This is a genomic window from Pedobacter sp. HDW13 (assembly GCF_011303555.1).
Lineage (GTDB): Bacteria > Bacteroidota > Bacteroidia > Sphingobacteriales > Sphingobacteriaceae > Pedobacter.
The window spans coordinates 663,252-678,083 of sequence record NZ_CP049868.1; the positions used below are offsets into that span (position 1 = coordinate 663,252).

Consider the following 14,832-nt stretch of genomic DNA (forward strand, 5'->3'; position numbering starts at 1 on the left):
AATTAAACACAGATGGCAAAATTCGTATTTGTAGTTCCTCCCCTAACCGGCCACATTAACCCAACTTTGAGTATGGGTGCAGCTTTATTGGATAGAGGCCACCGTGTAGCATGGATTACTTTAGATCAATCGCTGGGCGATAAACTTCCTGAGGGCAGCGAGTTGCTTGTGATCAGCTACGACCAGAACGACCAGCAGAAAAAAGATTCAGAAAAATACCTCGATATTATCACCCAAAAAATCGTTTACGGCATCGATAGCATCAAATTTCTGTACGAAGAAGTGCTGATTCCGCTAAACAGGCACAGTTATGAAGGCATTGCCGATCTCCTCGATCAGTTTAAGCCCGATTTGGTGATTACCGATCACCAGATGTTTGCCGGTGCCATTGCTGCAACCAATAAAAACTATCCTTATGTTACTTCGGTTACTGCCCCGGCGGCGATAAAAGTAATGGATGAGTTGCCAAAAGTGCACGAATGGGAGGTAAACCAAATTGTAGAACTGCAAAAAGAATTTGGCATTACTGCAAACGGCTCTATTGCCTGCTCCGATTTGGCTACTTTGGTATTTACCTCGCGCGTTTTTTTTGGCGAGATGGATTTACCTGAACATTTTAAATTTGTAGGCCCTGTTTTTAACCGCCGCAAAACAACTATTCCTTTTAACTGGGAAGCATTTAAGAACATTACCCAACCTAAAATACTGGTAAGCATTGGTACCACCTTCGATCATGAACATAAAAAGGCATTTTTTGCCAAGGTAATCGAGGCTTTTAGCCATGAAGACCTGCACGTGGTAGTGGTTTCAGATCCTGCTTTATTTAACGAGTGGCCGGCTAATTTTACCGTGCAGCGCCAGTTACCACAATTAGAACTTTTACCACACCTTGATGCCGTGGTTTGCCATGGCGGCCACAATACCGTTTGCGAAACTTTAATGAACGGACTGCCCATGGTAGTGATCCCGATTGCTTACGACCAAAGCCATGTAGCCGGACGTGTTTTCAGGGTTGGTGCCGGAGAACGCTTAAACTTTAACCGTTTTAAAGCCAGTCACCTTAAAGAAGCCGTAAATAAAGTGCTGCAGAACAACAGTTATAAAACAGCTGCAGAGCAAATTAAACAATCTTTTATCCAGGCAGGTGGAACAGAAAGTGCCGCCGATTTACTGGAAGCTTTAAGCAATAGAACCTCAAACGTTTTCATCAGTTAAATTATACATCATGTCAAAATTCCTTTTCGTTGTCCCGCCTTTTTTTGGCCATATCAGTCCAACTTTAAGCATTGGCGCAAGTTTACTGGCCCGTGGCCATGAAGTAAAATGGCTTGGCATTACCCCGCTTGCCCAGGTGCATTTGCCCGAAGGTGGCGAATTTATTTACCCGGAAGAAGACCTGGTTGAATATGCTGATGAAATACAACGTATTTTAAAACGTCAGGATGATGGCCCTGCCTGTTCTGGTCCTGAGGTGATGAAACTGGCCCTCGAAGAAACTTATGTGCCTTTTGCCAAAATGATGATGAAAGGTCTGAACAACTTTGTGGATACATGGAAACCTGATGTAATTATTAACGATTGCATTACCTTTGCCGGTGCATTAAGCGCACATTTAAAAGGCATTCCATCGGTTACCACTACTCCGGTACCACCTGATGTAATGGGCGATACCGCCAACAGCGCACCTAAAATATTCGAATGGCAACAAAACCTGATTAAGGGCTTACAAAGGGAAGTGGGCATTTACAGCGATGATATCCACATTCATTCGCACGAGCTGAACATGGTTTTTACCTCGCAGGCTTTTGCCGGTTTTGAAGAAAAACCACCGCACATGCATTTTGTTGGCCCCGTAAAAGGCAGGCCAAATTTAGCGCCTTTTGATTGGGAACGTTTAAGTCAGGCAACTACACCAAAAGTATTTGTTTCATTAGGTACTTTGCTTGTTGATATCCGTAAGGAATTCTTTCAGAAACTGATTACCGCTTTCGAGAACGAACCCGTAACCATTGTAGCGGCAACCAATCCGGATATTTTCGAAAAATGGCCCGATAACTTTATTGTAAACGGTTTTGTGCCACAATCAGAACTGATGCCGCACATGGATGCTGTAATCTGTCACGGAGGTTTTAATACCGTAAACGACACCTTCACCAATGGTTTACCGATGTTGATTACACCTATTGCCTACGATCATTTCCATACGGCAAAATTAATTGAAGGCGCAGGCTGTGGCGTGAGCATCCGCTATAAACGTTTACGCATCAGCGATTTAAGGAACACTATTTTCAAGCTTTTGGAAAACCCGAAATACCGCCAGGCCGCACAAAAAATAAAAGAAACATTTATTGCCGCTGGTGGCAATGATAAAGCTGTACAATTGCTGGAGGATTTTGCCAGAACAACAACATTAGAAGCGGTTTAATCCCAGATCGTCATTTCGAGCGGAGTGCAACGCAGTCGAGAAATCTATCGTACATAGATCTCTCCATTCCACTGCGTTTCAGTAGAGATGGCGAGTTTTATACAACACTAACCTAAATGAAAAGAAAACTGCTATTTGGCGAAAGGATGTTATACGGAGACGGCGAAAGCCCGTTTAACATTGTAATACCATTCAAAATCCGGGGAGAAATTAAAGAGGATGATTTAAAGTTTGCCCTGTTCAAAATCCAGAAAAAACACCCCTGGTTAACTGCAGCCATACGCTTTGATGAAGATAAGAGACCCTGGTTTGTAACCAATCTTACCGAGGTTTTTAAAATTCCGGTACGCATTGTGGAGCGCTTAAGTGATGAACACTGGGAACAGGAATCGACCCAGGAGTGGAAAACGGTTTTCGATGCTTCAACCGCGCCACTCTGCCGCATTACCTGGATAAAGGGAGAAAACATTTCCGAAATCCTGATGGTGTACCACCACTGCCTTTGCGACGGTACCGCAGCACTTTCTATTTTAACTGAGCTGCTTCAGCTTTTAGACGATCCGGATACCGATATCGGCAAGGAAATTCCCATTATGGGCGTAAAAGATGTAATACCGGCAAAGGTATTGAACAGTTACCGCAACCGCACCAAAAATGGTTTGATCGGCAAAATTGCCACACTTGCCCTGTGGATGATCCCTATCAAAAAAGTAGCGATTGAACGTAAAAGGGACTTTATGCTCCGCTGGAGATTCAATCAGGAATTGACCAAAGCCATTATCAGTTTCTGTAAAACCAATCAGTTTACCGTAAACACATTGTTGAGTGCTGCCGTTTTAACCGCTTTTAAAGAGGTTAGGAAAGAAAAAGCATTCAACAAGATATCCCTTCCGGTTGATATCAGGAATTTTAATCCGATCATTAAAAAAGACCACATTTTTGCCTTTGGTTTAATGATCGTGCTTTCCCTGTTGCCCGAAAAAGATTTTCTGGAAAATGTGAAGTTCCTACAAAAAGAGGTGAACGATAAATCGGCCAAACTCAATCCATACAGCCTCATGATGATGATGGAATCCTGTCACCCGGCACTTAAAAATTTCACCAATTTCTTAAAATATGGCAAATCGAGTAACGATTGTATGTTTTCTAATTTGGGTAAAATCGACATTCCCTACCAATATCAACATTTTGAAGTAGAAGCTATATTTAGTCCTTCGGTAATGGGACCTTTAGGTAATACCACTACCATGATTGCTTCTACCTACCGCAACCAGATGGATTTTACTTTTGTGGCCAGCGAAGGCTATGTGCCTTTTGTAGAAGCCCAAGCAATCAAAGAGCGGGTAATATCCATACTTAAAAGCCAGATCGTACAACCCATTGAAATTTTAAGCGCAACCGCATGAGAAGAAGATTAATTTTAGGAGAAAGAATTATGCATGTGGATGCTAAAACCCCTTTAAACTGTGTTTTTACAGCTAAGATATTAGGCAGTATCAGCAAAGAAAACCTGCACAAGGCATTGTATAAAATCCAGCAGAAACATCCGCTACTGCAGATGAATATCGATGCAACTGGCAAAGTCCCTTATTTTATACTGAACGCTAACATTGGTAAAATACCTGTTAGGATTGCTGAACGTTTTACCAACGAGGATTGGCTCGCGGAATCTAAAATGGAATGGTACAAACTGTTCGATACCCAAAACGAACCATTGGCAAGGGTAGTTTGGTTAAAAGGAGAAACTGAATCCGATCTTTTACTCGTACTTCCGCATTGTATCTGTGATGGCACCACCATTTTAAACCTCTTGCGCGAACTGATGACTTTGATTGATAATCCCGAACAGGAGCTTGCACCCTATCCATCATTTATTTCGGTAAAAGATCTCCTGCCCGAAGATTTTTCCATCACCAAATTCGGCCATTTTAAAGGAAAGATTTTTGCAGCACTCGGCCGTTTGTTTTTCTTTTTTAAGGCTACTTCAAATCACAATCTAGATCGGAGTAATTATGCCGTTCACTGGAAAATCAGTACCGAAAACACCAAAAAATTATTACTGAAATGCAAAGCGGAAAATACCACTGTGCATGCCGCCATCTGTGTGGCATTTATGGAAGCCTTTAAACAGGTGCAGGGAGAAAAAGCTCACGGTAAGGTGATCTGTCCGGTTGATATCAGGCGCTTTGTCGAAGCCATTAAACAAGATACCATGTTTGCATTTGCACCCATTGCTGAGCTAAAGCTCGATCAAACTGAAAATAGTTTCTGGACAAAAGCACAGACGTTAAAAAGTGACCTGGATGCAAAAGTTGCTGAAATGAAAGTTTATGATCTGTTAAGCATGAGCGAATATTTCCATTCATCGGTAAATAAAATGATCGGATTTTTGAGGACCACAAAAGGCACCCACGATGTGACATTAAGCAACATGGGGCTTTTAAACATACGGCAGGATTACCAGAATTTCAAGATTGAAACCATATACAGTCCCACGGTGGCTTTTCCATGGAGAAATGCCAATACGCTGGTGTGCAGCACTTTTAACGGACAACTGGATTTCTCTTTTATGTCTAATGAATCTTTTTTAAGGGAATTTGATGCCTGGCAGATCAAAGCCAGGGCAATGGAATTAATTAAGGAAAATATAAACGAATTGGCCGATGTCTGATTATGTAGAATACGATGAGCAGACCAAGGTATCTAACTGGCGGAAGTTTGTGCGCAAAAACCTGCTTTTGCACCTCATTCCCAATACCATACTGAATACTGTTGTTCCTTATTTTGCTTTTAAGATGCAAAATTCGGTACATCTTTTTAATGGAGAGCAAAACCTCGCCAGGTTTTTACTGCCTATGTCTGCATTGCTCCCTTTTATGGTTACTTTTGATATTTTAAAGAAAATAAAGGAGTTACAGCATTCAGAAGCCATTAATTATAAAGTGGACGAAAAAATAACAGGATATTCCTTTATTCTAAAGAAAGCCGGCCTTAATGGGCTGTATAGTATTGCTATTGTTTTTGTTTTTATGCTTGCACTGCATTTCTCCTTCCCGCCTAACCACGATTTCGGCATTACCCCATCTGCAGTTTGTGCAGGTTTACTGGCTGGTTTATACTCCGTTACTTTTTTCTACCTCGCCATCAGGAAGTTTAAGTTTGAAGTGGTGTAGTGAAAAATCATTATCACAAAGTCGTCATCTCGACCGGAACGCAGTGGAGCGCCCGCCCGTACAGGCGGAGAGAGATCTACTCGAGATAGATTTCTCTACTACGTTGCACTTCGCTCGAAATGACGGTACCAAGGGAACTTTGCTACATTAATACTTCAATAAAAAACGTCGTCATCTCGACCGGAATGCAGTGGAATGCCTGCCCGTACAGGCGGGGAGAAATCTATCGAGACACATCTCTCTACTACGTTGCACTTCGCTCGAAATGACGGTACCAAGGGAACTTTGCTACATTAATACTTCAATAAAAAACGTCGTCATCTCGACCGGAATGCAGTGGAATGCCTGCCCGTACAGGCGGGGAGAAATCTATCGAGACACATCTCTCTACTACGTTGCACTTCGCTCGAAATGACGACACTGAATGGGCTGTTACTAATATTGATTTTTATGAAATAAATTAACCCTCAGGATGACAGCTATGCTTAAAAGCGGTTCATTACTCCAACCACACCATCTGCGTAAAAGCGCCGTTGGTTGCAATATCCCAGGCTTCTACCCTTACCCATTTACGACCTTTTAAGTTGACCGGCCATTTGAAATCCTTTTGACCAAAAGCCTGCGTAGTATTTAAATTAATCCGGTTACGGTAAACCTTTTGCCCATCGCCCGATACAATCTCTACAAAGCTTAAAGGAAAAGTCCATTTCAACTGCATATTAACGCTGGCTTTACCGGTAGCATCAGTTTTCAAGATTTCTCCTGCACCCTTTCCGCTAATATTGAATGCCGGGATCAATACTTCTCCCGAAGAAACAAAAAACTTCCCTTGTCGCATCACATCCAAAACCGGATGCCATCCATCGGCATAATTCGGTACCTTATCCAGCTGTAAATAATTCACATTTAAATGCGCATACATTTCGTTCTGCTCGGTAATGGTAAAAATATCAGCTTCAGAAATTACATGTTTTTTCAGCCCCCAGTTAGCCATATCATCCATCAGGTTCAATACCCTTTTACTTAATGTTGGCAATGAAAGATCAGCCGGGATGGCTTTCCATGCAGCGCCCAAAAAGGTTTCTGACTTAAAAAAATCTTCGTCTTTGTATTTATCCGGATAACCTGTTGATGCTTTCGTTCTGGCATGGGCCGTCCAGGCTAAACCCTTTTCTTGTTCCAGCAACTTTAGCATTTCTACTTTATCGTTAATCCGGTAAACTTTTCCATACTTCGGATCGTTGCTTTCGAAAGGTTTATCGCTTTGCCTCGACATGATCCAATAAACCGGCTTGGGAAAAAAGGCCAGCCAATGGCCGCCATAAAAATTATTGGCTTCTTCTCCAGGTAACAATAAAAAGTTTGGATCAGATAATCGTTTGGTCTGCTTAAACAGCTCATCCAGTTCTTTTAAACGAATAGAATCTGGTCCTTTTGGATGGCCCGGTCCGTGAAATTCGGCAAGCTTAACAATATTTAAACCCGTTTTTTTAAGCACATCAACAAACTCAGGCTTTTCAGGAATAGGTTTCCCGCTGAGTACCACATCTGAAATAAATTCATTGTGAAAATGGCTGGCCATGGTTTTGTAACCTGCCAACGGAACGTAAGAATCGTTATGTGTAAACTTTTTAACTTCAGCCAAAACTACACCTGCTTTGCCGGTACTCAATAAACAGAAAAAATTAAGGCGCTGTTGTGTATTTGGTGGCGCATTAAACCAGGGTACATAACGCTTATCGCCCAAAGGGTCCTGACGGATACCAATACCGAAACCAGGAATCAGATTTAAATAATTACCACCTTTCCATGTAAATTTAAGATTGAAGGCTTCATCCAAGGGATAAAAATATTGATGCGGAGCCGGAAACAAAGCCAAACTGCCAGCCTTATTTTCTCCAATTACGGTGCGGTATTTCACTTCGAGGGTTTTAGCTGCATCTGTTTCTACCGCTTTCTCTATTTGAAGCTGTCCTTTCACATCTGACCAAACGACATTAGCCCACATATCCTTTTTATTAACCAGACCGGCATCATACAGAATTGCCGTAGAATCTTTTGCAGTAGATACTACCGCAGCAACATTAAACAACGGACTCCCGTTATACAATGTAATTTCTAAAGCACCCTTAAAAGTTTCGGCGCTTAAACCCGCTATTTTAATAATGGTTTGGCTACCCTGAGTACTGACACTGGCTGCTCCCTTTTCGAATTTTACGGCGTTGGTGGTATATGGTCGTGTAGGTACCCGATCAAAAAACACATCCCAACCCCCGCTCGAAGGGCTTAAAGTACGTTTACCTACTCTCAACACAAACGCCGGATCAAGATTAGTTGCAATTTCTTTTAAAGCACCTTTTTTCCTCAGCTGCAAGCTACTAAACAAAGGTTTGGTATTATCGAGGTTTAAAACCATTTTCCCCACATCCCCTTTTCCAACGGGCCAGGTTAAAACCAGTTCATTTTTATTGGAAGAAACGGTAACTCCGTTATTTTTGAATGATTTTAAGCTCACTTGTCCTTTTGCATAAAAAGCTGAAAAACAAGCCATAAGCAACATAAAAATGCTATTCTTCATATTTGGTTAATCGTTTTAGTAAGGCAAGATAACGATTACAAACAAAATATAGCCTGTTCATGCATTATCGTTACATATTGTTCATTATTTATTTTTTTTGGAAAAATCCCTTAACATTGTTTAACTTAATGAAACATTAAAAACCAAACTATTTTGCATCCCACGCTCATTAGAAACAACGTAAAAATTCTTGGCGAAGGTCGCCAGGTGATCATATTTGCCCATGGTTTTGGTTGCGACCAAAGTTCATGGAAATTCGTAACCGATGCGTTTCTCAACGATTATAAAGTTGTATTATTCGATTATGTAGGCTCCGGCGATTCGGATATGAGCCAATACGACAAGCGAAAATATGCTACTTTAGAAGGCTATGCCTGCGACGTTATTGATATCATTGAAGCGCTCGAATTAAAAGATATTATCTTTATTGGCCACTCAGTAAGCAGCATGATTGGTATGATTGCGGCCTTACAGATGCCCGAAGCATTTAAAAAACTGGTATTTATTGGCCCTTCGCCCAGGTACCTGAATGACAGGGATTATATCGGTGGATTTAATGCTGAAGATATTGAGACTATTTTCGAGCACATTGCAACCGATTATGTAGGCTGGAGTAAAGCGCTGGCACCAATTGTTATGGATAAACCATCGCAACCTGAACTTGCCGATTTTTTACAGGAATGTTTCGAGTCTACCGAGCCCAGTGTGGCTTTAGCCTTTGCCATGGCTACTTTTAAAACCGACTGCCGGGATAATTTAAGAAAACTAAAAGTCCCAAGCCTTACTTTACAAAGTTCATACGATATTATGGCCCCACTCTCTGCTGGCGAATATATCCACAAAAACACACCTGATAATTTTTTGGTGGTAATGAAAGCTACCGGTCATTTTCCGCATATCAGCGAGCCAGAAGAAACGATTAGGGAAATAAAAGACTTTATTGGCGACAGAAGTTTCAGGTCGGCACCCGACCACCAATATGCTTAATAACCAAGGGGCCAAAGAAAAAGCATGTGATATTTCAGGAGTTTAGAAATGCCAGTGCTTCTTCTTTGGCCTTTGTGCAGATTGTGGCAACCAGTTGAACCTGCTGCAAGAGCTGTTCTTTACTTAAATCGTCAAACTCAATGGCATGAAGGTGTGTACTTACCTTTGAGCCCAGGCCCATTACATAAATAGTTGAAAGCATTTTATGGGCTACACTTTTAAGTTCATGGTAACGGCCGGCGGCCAGGCAAGAGTGTAATTTTTCCAGGTCGGTAGAGATAATTTCGATAAATTTAACAGTCATTTCCTGTTCATAGTCTGCATCACCCATGCTCACTTCTTTCAGGTAAGTTAAATCTATGGCTTCATATCCTGATTCATGTCCATTTGTTTGATGCTGCAATGTTTCATTGTGCAAAAACTGGGTTAATATCCCCACTACTTCAATTTTTGATATGGGTTTGGTAAAGTAGCCGCTTACACCTGCATCAAAACATTTGCTTTGCAACACTTCTGCATCGTACGGAATAATGGCTACAACCGGAATATCTGCGGGTAATTGAGGCAAGAGCATAAACCCACTGTTTTCGAGTATATATACATCTACCAGTATCAACTTAAAAGAAGTGTCTGCCAGATCTTGTAAAGCCTCTGCTGCATTTGAACTTACTTTAAAACTAACATCGTATTCGTTCAGGCAATTCAATAAGTGCTTCTGATCAGCTGATACATCCTGCAACACTAAAACATCAACCCAGGTATTCAGTCCCATATCTTTTTCTCTATTCATGGAGATGTTTTATAGTATCTGCATTCTTTTATTTAAAATGGTTTTGTAAGCATCAGATATGGGCACAAAACTTTTATGGATAATTAGAGTATTGCCCTCCACAGTGTCTATCCGGCTAATATTTACAATGAACGAACGGTGTACACGAATAAAAATTTTACCGGGCAACTTCTCTTCTATTGATTTTAGCGAAGAATGAATCGCAAATATTTTCTCGTTATGATAAATTTTTAGGTAATCACCTTGCGCTTCCAGATAATTAATTTCATCGAGCTTTAAACGCCTGATCAGACCCACATCGCGAATAAAAACAAAATTATCATGCTTATTATCTAAAAACAGGTTACTAAGATGTTCAATACCTGATATCCCTGGCATTTCAATATCAAGCAATAATAAATCTATTTTATTAGCAGCGAGATTTCGGTAGGCTTCGGTTGCATCTTCACATACTCCAATCAACTTTAACGATTGCTCAATCTGTAAGAGGTGGCTCACTGTGCTCCTTGCAATTTCGTGGTCATCAGCGATTAAACAATTCATTATTATCAGATTAGTGTCACGAATAAAACTAAGCATAACCTATAGGAATATTTTTCTCAAATAAATAATGAACAAAATGAATAAAATATATATTTGTAAAAATCTGTCCCCCCGTTTCACTCCGTATACACGCCCGTTCGTCTAGGTTTTTTGCCTTTCTACCACCTGGATATAGCCGAATAAATCAATCAACTGTAGTTTTGTTTAACATTTAACCCAATTACTAAATCATTAATCATAAAAAAATAAAATGAACACCATTAAAACAATTGCACTTTCAACGCTAGCTCTCCTATCGGTTTATACTGCAAAAGCCCAGACATTTAAAGAGCCTGTTGGCTACAAGCTTAAGAACGGTATGAACATCATTATTTCTGAAAATGATAAATCGCCAAAGGCCTACTCTAGTTTTACTTTAGATGCAAAATCTTTTGAAGACAAAAAAGATGGTGTGGTTGAATTATTAAATGCAGTACTGAACGAAAGTGTTTCCAAAAACGCTAACATTAGCTTTAAAGATAATAGCGGTAAACTGGCTACTACAAACACTGATCTTGAACAAGACCTGGTTAAAATGGCCGCATTGATCCAAAATGCAACTTTAGATCAAAAAACTTTCGATACGGCTAAAGCCAAACTGATTATCAGCTTAAAATTACAAGATTACGATTACGACCAAACCGTAAACGAAAAATCTATCAATGCTTTAACATTGGCTGATGTACAAAGCTTTTACAACCAGATTTCTCCTGAAAAAACCTTTTTAACTATTGCTGGCGATGTACAGTTAAGTACAGCCAAAGCTTCGGCAAAAAATGCTTTTGGTAACTGGAACAAACCTGCGGCCAACGCATTAGCAAAATAAATCGTCTTAAACAATTAAAATACTGCCTTCTGGTTTAAGCCAGGAGGCTTTTTTATGGGCTAAACAGAAACATTTAAGGCTTACCGTTGTTTAGACTGAAAATTATCCAATGAAATTTAAACCTCTTGCTTTCATCATCAATATTGCCATTACACTTGGTATTGGGGCCCTAGGCGGCTGGGCAACAGCACAATCGGTTAAAACCTGGTACCCTACACTAAATAAACCTGCTTTTAATCCGCCTAACTTGCTTTTTGCCCCAGTGTGGACTACGCTTTACATCCTCATCGGCATTGCCGCTTACCTGGTATGGTTAAAACGCGATCAGATTGTGCATTTCCCCCGAACGGTAGCCATTTACTTTATCCAGCTGATACTAAACCTGGCCTGGTCGTTCATTTTCTTTTACCTGCATGAAATTGGTTTTGCCCTAGCCGAAATATTTTTGCTGCTCATTGTTATTATAGTTAACGCAGTAACGTTTTACAGAATAGATAAGTGGGCAGGGCTGATTTTTATTCCTTACATCCTTTGGGTAAGTTTTGCATCATTTTTAACCTACAATATCCTCATATTGAATTAATTTAAAAGAAAACCCTATTTTTAGGTGTGGTAACTTTTAAAAGATTTTTGCTGATACTTTTCGTTCTGTGCTGTAACCAATTACGTGCGCAAAAGGTAGGTCTTGTTTTTAGTGGTGGTGGTGCCAAGGGCCTTGCCCATATTGGCACTTTAAAAGCACTCGAAGAAAACCATATTCCTATCGATTACATTACCGGTACTTCGATGGGCGGTATTGTGGGGGCTATGTATGCATCGGGCTATAGCCCGGCGCAAATAGAAGAAATTGCCCTCAGCAATGATTTTCAGAACTGGGTAAACGGCCGCTATACCAGCGATTATACCTTTTACTTTCAAAAAAGGGCGCCAAATGCATCCATGCTAACGGCTAAGGTAGCTATCGATACCGGCTTTCATTTTAGCTTCCGCTCCAATCTGATTAACGATATTCCGTTAAACTTTGCCTTTCTCGAACTGTTTTCGCAGGCTTCCGCAGTTTCTAAAGATAATTTTGATAATCTTTTTGTGCCTTACCGCTGTATGGTTGCCGATGTTCTTTCGCAAAAAAGCATTACTGTTAGCAAAGGAAGTTTGGCCGAAGCGGTAAGGGCAACCATGACTGTGCCCATTATTTATCGCCCGATTAAATTAGATGGAAAATATGTATTTGACGGTGGTTTATACAACAACTTCCCGGCCGATGTGATGGAAAGGGATTTTAAGCCCGATTTTGTAATCGGAGCCAATGTTTCGTCAAAAATCTATAACGAATATCCAAAAAACATCGACGACCGTTTAATGAACCGCTTTTTGGTGTATATGTTCCTGTCTAAATCAGATTCGACCATGATTGGCAAAAACGGCGTTTACATCCAGCCCAATTTAGCCGGTTATAGTGTAACCAATTTCGCGCCGGTGGCAGAGCTGATAAAAAAGGGATACGATGCCACCATGGCCGATATGCCTCGCATTAAGGCCTTAATTAGCCGCCGGGTAAACGACGAAGAACTGGCCAGGCGCCGGGAAAAATTTAATGTACGCAAACCCGATCTGAAATTCAGCAATATTGTTGTTTCCGGTGTAAATAACCAACAAAAAAAATACGTAGAACGGCTTTTCAAAAGCGACAAAGCTACCTTCGATTTAAAAGATATTAAACGTGGCTACTACAAACTGGTAGCCGATCAGACGTTTGAAACGGTATATCCTAAAATTTCCTATCAGCCAGCAACAGATAGCTATACTTTCGAAGTAGTGGCCCAGCCAAAAAAGAGCTTTAAGCTCGAATTAGGTGGCAATATCTCAACACGGCCCATTAGCAATGTTTTTCTGGGCGCCGAGTACAATTACCTCAACCGTAAATCGTACACTTTTGGCACCAGCTTCTACTCGGGCCGCTTTTATGAGTCTGTACAAGTTAACGGCCGGGTGGATTATCCAACAAAACTCCCCTGTTCCTTGCTGCCGAGCTTACCTACAACCACTGGAATTATTACAATACCAGTCAGATTTTTATCGAGAACCCAAGCCCTATTTACATCGAACAGTCAGACCGCAAAATTGACTTAATGATGGGCATGCCACTCAATTACAACACCAAAATTGTATTGCATTCCACTTTTATCAACAATAACGACAGATACAGCCCTAACAATACTTTTGCAGTAGGCGATCTGTTAGATCAAACCACCTTCAACGGTTTCAGGGGATCGTTAAATTTCGAGAAAAACTCACTTAACCGGAAACAGTATGCCACCAACGGACAAAGCTTCTCACTAAGCTTTAATTACACTACCGGGCGCGAGAATTACAACCCTGGCAATATCCTCAGAAATACACCTGGTTTCGTTAAAATACCCGGGAGTAGTCAGTTACGCCATTGGGGGAGCATTAAACTTACTCAGGAGAATTATTTCCTCCATATAAAAAAATACACCCTTGGTTACATTGTTGAAGGGGTAATTTCCGATCAGCCTTTGTTCAGTAATTATTATTCTACATTGCTGGTGGCACCTGCATTTTATCCGCTTCAAGATAGCCGTTCTTTATTCCTGGATAAATTCAGAGCTAAAACATATGCGGCAGGTGGCATAAAAAATATCTACAATGTGAAAAAAAATCTTGATTTTAGATTAGAAGGTTATTTATTTTTACCTCATAAAGAATACGAACTGAACGGTTTTCAGGATGTAGATTATGCAAAAGCCATTACAAAAGTCCGTTATGCGGGTACTGCGGGCTTGGTATATCACTCTCCACTGGGGCCAGTAAGTTTAAGTTATAATTTATATAATGATGCAGTTAAAAGAAATGGTGTATTATTGCATATCGGTTATTTAATTTACAATAAACGTTCTATCGAATGAAACGAATCTTACTCTTGCTTTTACTCTGTTTGATGGGCTTTGTCGGCCAGGGACAAACTGCTGCCATCAATAATTTTCTGGTTAAAGAAAACCTGCTCAAAAACAATAAACTGGCCATTATAGCCGCTGATTCGCTAAATAACCCCAACGAAAACATTAACGGAGTCTATACCTTTAGTGTAAGTGGTTTTACACAGGTTTTAAAGTTTAACGATGGTATAGCCGTACTGCCCTTACCTATCGATAAATCTACCTTTGTTTACATTAAACATCAAAACGATTCTGGCACGCACAGTAAGCTTGTTTATGTATTTAAAAAGGATAGCGATTTAAGCCCCTATGCCATTAGCAGTTTGTGGCTTTTCATTATCCCCATTGCGTTGATTATTATTGCCTTTGCTTTCCGTAAACTCATCATTTTTGTGGTTATCGCCTTTTTAATATTTGTGTATTTTAACCATAGCAACGGCCTCAACCTTTCTACCTTTTTCGAAAGTATTTTTGATGGATTGAAGAACCTGATTTGATAGATTCGTACTGTCAG

At 40.5% G+C, this 14,832-nt stretch carries 14 protein-coding genes; 11 read left to right on the forward strand and 3 right to left on the reverse strand.

Annotation, left to right across the window (positions count from 1 at the left end):
• Positions 1-12 precede the first annotated feature (12 nt).
• The 5 genes from G7074_RS02710 to G7074_RS02730 all read left to right on the forward strand — a co-directional run bounded on the left by G7074_RS02710 (position 13) and on the right by G7074_RS02730 (position 5,598).
• Entirely contained in the window at positions 13-1,215 is a 1,203-nt protein-coding gene (locus G7074_RS02710) for a glycosyltransferase (protein WP_166206739.1), read from the forward strand.
• A 10-nt stretch (positions 1,216-1,225) separates the two neighbouring features.
• Entirely contained in the window at positions 1,226-2,425 is a 1,200-nt protein-coding gene (locus tag G7074_RS02715; RefSeq protein WP_166206742.1) for a glycosyltransferase, read from the forward strand.
• A gap of 116 nt (positions 2,426-2,541) precedes the next feature.
• Positions 2,542-3,831: a condensation domain-containing protein gene (locus tag G7074_RS02720; protein WP_166206745.1), complete on the forward strand. Its 1,290-nt coding sequence runs from the start codon at positions 2,542-2,544 to the stop codon at positions 3,829-3,831.
• Positions 3,828-5,096, forward strand: coding sequence for a hypothetical protein (locus G7074_RS02725; protein WP_166206748.1), 1,269 nt, complete (start codon positions 3,828-3,830; stop codon positions 5,094-5,096). Before G7074_RS02720 ends, G7074_RS02725 begins: the two co-directional genes overlap by 4 nt.
• A complete protein-coding gene (locus tag G7074_RS02730; protein WP_166206751.1) occupies positions 5,089-5,598 on the forward strand; it encodes a hypothetical protein in 510 nt (169 codons plus the stop codon). Before G7074_RS02725 ends, G7074_RS02730 begins: the two co-directional genes overlap by 8 nt.
• 499 nt (positions 5,599-6,097) lie before the next feature.
• Here G7074_RS02730 and G7074_RS02735 read toward each other — a convergent pair whose 3' ends face one another.
• Complete coding sequence (locus G7074_RS02735) at positions 6,098-8,176, reverse strand: hypothetical protein (RefSeq protein WP_166206754.1); 2,079 nt, start codon at positions 8,174-8,176, stop codon at positions 6,098-6,100.
• Positions 8,177-8,329: 153 nt separating this feature from the next.
• On the opposite strand from G7074_RS02735, the gene G7074_RS02740 reads away from it, so the two are divergent.
• The gene (locus G7074_RS02740) at positions 8,330-9,163 is read left to right on the forward strand and encodes an alpha/beta fold hydrolase (protein WP_124560145.1); all 834 of its coding nucleotides are present in this window, start codon (positions 8,330-8,332) and stop codon (positions 9,161-9,163) included.
• Between the two features lie 34 nt (positions 9,164-9,197).
• Here G7074_RS02740 and G7074_RS02745 read toward each other — a convergent pair whose 3' ends face one another.
• Both G7074_RS02745 and G7074_RS02750 read right to left on the reverse strand, forming a co-directional pair.
• On the reverse strand, positions 9,198-9,953 hold the full coding sequence (locus tag G7074_RS02745) for a response regulator (protein ID WP_166206757.1): 756 nt from the start codon (positions 9,951-9,953) through the stop codon (positions 9,198-9,200).
• 9 nt (positions 9,954-9,962) lie between these two features.
• A complete protein-coding gene (locus tag G7074_RS02750; protein WP_166206759.1) occupies positions 9,963-10,496 on the reverse strand; it encodes a LytTR family DNA-binding domain-containing protein in 534 nt (177 codons plus the stop codon).
• A gap of 250 nt (positions 10,497-10,746) precedes the next feature.
• Here G7074_RS02750 and G7074_RS02755 point away from each other — a divergent pair, with 250 nt between their 5' ends.
• The 5 genes from G7074_RS02755 to G7074_RS02770 all read left to right on the forward strand — a co-directional run bounded on the left by G7074_RS02755 (position 10,747) and on the right by G7074_RS02770 (position 14,815).
• The gene (locus G7074_RS02755) at positions 10,747-11,361 is read left to right on the forward strand and encodes an insulinase family protein (RefSeq protein WP_124560148.1); all 615 of its coding nucleotides are present in this window, start codon (positions 10,747-10,749) and stop codon (positions 11,359-11,361) included.
• 109 nt (positions 11,362-11,470) lie between these two features.
• Complete coding sequence (locus G7074_RS02760; RefSeq protein WP_124560149.1) at positions 11,471-11,944, forward strand: TspO/MBR family protein; 474 nt, start codon at positions 11,471-11,473, stop codon at positions 11,942-11,944.
• A gap of 47 nt (positions 11,945-11,991) precedes the next feature.
• Positions 11,992-13,491, forward strand: a complete 1,500-nt coding sequence (locus G7074_RS26960) for a patatin-like phospholipase family protein (RefSeq protein ID WP_240916453.1) — start codon at positions 11,992-11,994, stop codon at positions 13,489-13,491.
• An 8-nt stretch (positions 13,492-13,499) separates the two neighbouring features.
• A complete protein-coding gene (locus G7074_RS26965; protein WP_240916454.1) occupies positions 13,500-14,288 on the forward strand; it encodes an outer membrane protein assembly factor in 789 nt (262 codons plus the stop codon).
• Positions 14,285-14,815, forward strand: coding sequence for a hypothetical protein (locus tag G7074_RS02770; RefSeq protein ID WP_166206762.1), 531 nt, complete (start codon positions 14,285-14,287; stop codon positions 14,813-14,815). The genes G7074_RS26965 and G7074_RS02770 overlap by 4 nt, the downstream gene beginning before the upstream one ends.
• The last annotated feature ends 17 nt before the right edge of the window (positions 14,816-14,832 follow it).

What these genes read in the sequence shown, in the direction of transcription:
- G7074_RS02710 (WP_166206739.1), top strand. Translation starts at nt 13, where the DNA reads ATGGCAAAATTCGTATTTGTAGTTCCTCCCCTAACCGGCCACATTAAC.
- G7074_RS02715 (WP_166206742.1), top strand. Translation starts at nt 1,226, where the DNA reads ATGTCAAAATTCCTTTTCGTTGTCCCGCCTTTTTTTGGCCATATCAGT.
- G7074_RS02720 (WP_166206745.1), top strand. Translation starts at nt 2,542, where the DNA reads ATGAAAAGAAAACTGCTATTTGGCGAAAGGATGTTATACGGAGACGGC.
- G7074_RS02725 (WP_166206748.1), top strand. Translation starts at nt 3,828, where the DNA reads ATGAGAAGAAGATTAATTTTAGGAGAAAGAATTATGCATGTGGATGCT.
- G7074_RS02730 (WP_166206751.1), top strand. Translation starts at nt 5,089, where the DNA reads ATGTCTGATTATGTAGAATACGATGAGCAGACCAAGGTATCTAACTGG.
- G7074_RS02735 (WP_166206754.1), bottom strand. Translation starts at nt 8,176, where the DNA reads ATGAAGAATAGCATTTTTATGTTGCTTATGGCTTGTTTTTCAGCTTTT.
- G7074_RS02745 (WP_166206757.1), bottom strand. Translation starts at nt 9,953, where the DNA reads ATGAATAGAGAAAAAGATATGGGACTGAATACCTGGGTTGATGTTTTA.
- G7074_RS02750 (WP_166206759.1), bottom strand. Translation starts at nt 10,496, where the DNA reads ATGAATTGTTTAATCGCTGATGACCACGAAATTGCAAGGAGCACAGTG.
- G7074_RS02755 (WP_124560148.1), top strand. Translation starts at nt 10,747, where the DNA reads ATGAACACCATTAAAACAATTGCACTTTCAACGCTAGCTCTCCTATCG.
- G7074_RS02760 (WP_124560149.1), top strand. Translation starts at nt 11,471, where the DNA reads ATGAAATTTAAACCTCTTGCTTTCATCATCAATATTGCCATTACACTT.
- G7074_RS26965 (WP_240916454.1), top strand. Translation starts at nt 13,500, where the DNA reads ATGCCACTCAATTACAACACCAAAATTGTATTGCATTCCACTTTTATC.
- G7074_RS02770 (WP_166206762.1), top strand. Translation starts at nt 14,285, where the DNA reads ATGAAACGAATCTTACTCTTGCTTTTACTCTGTTTGATGGGCTTTGTC.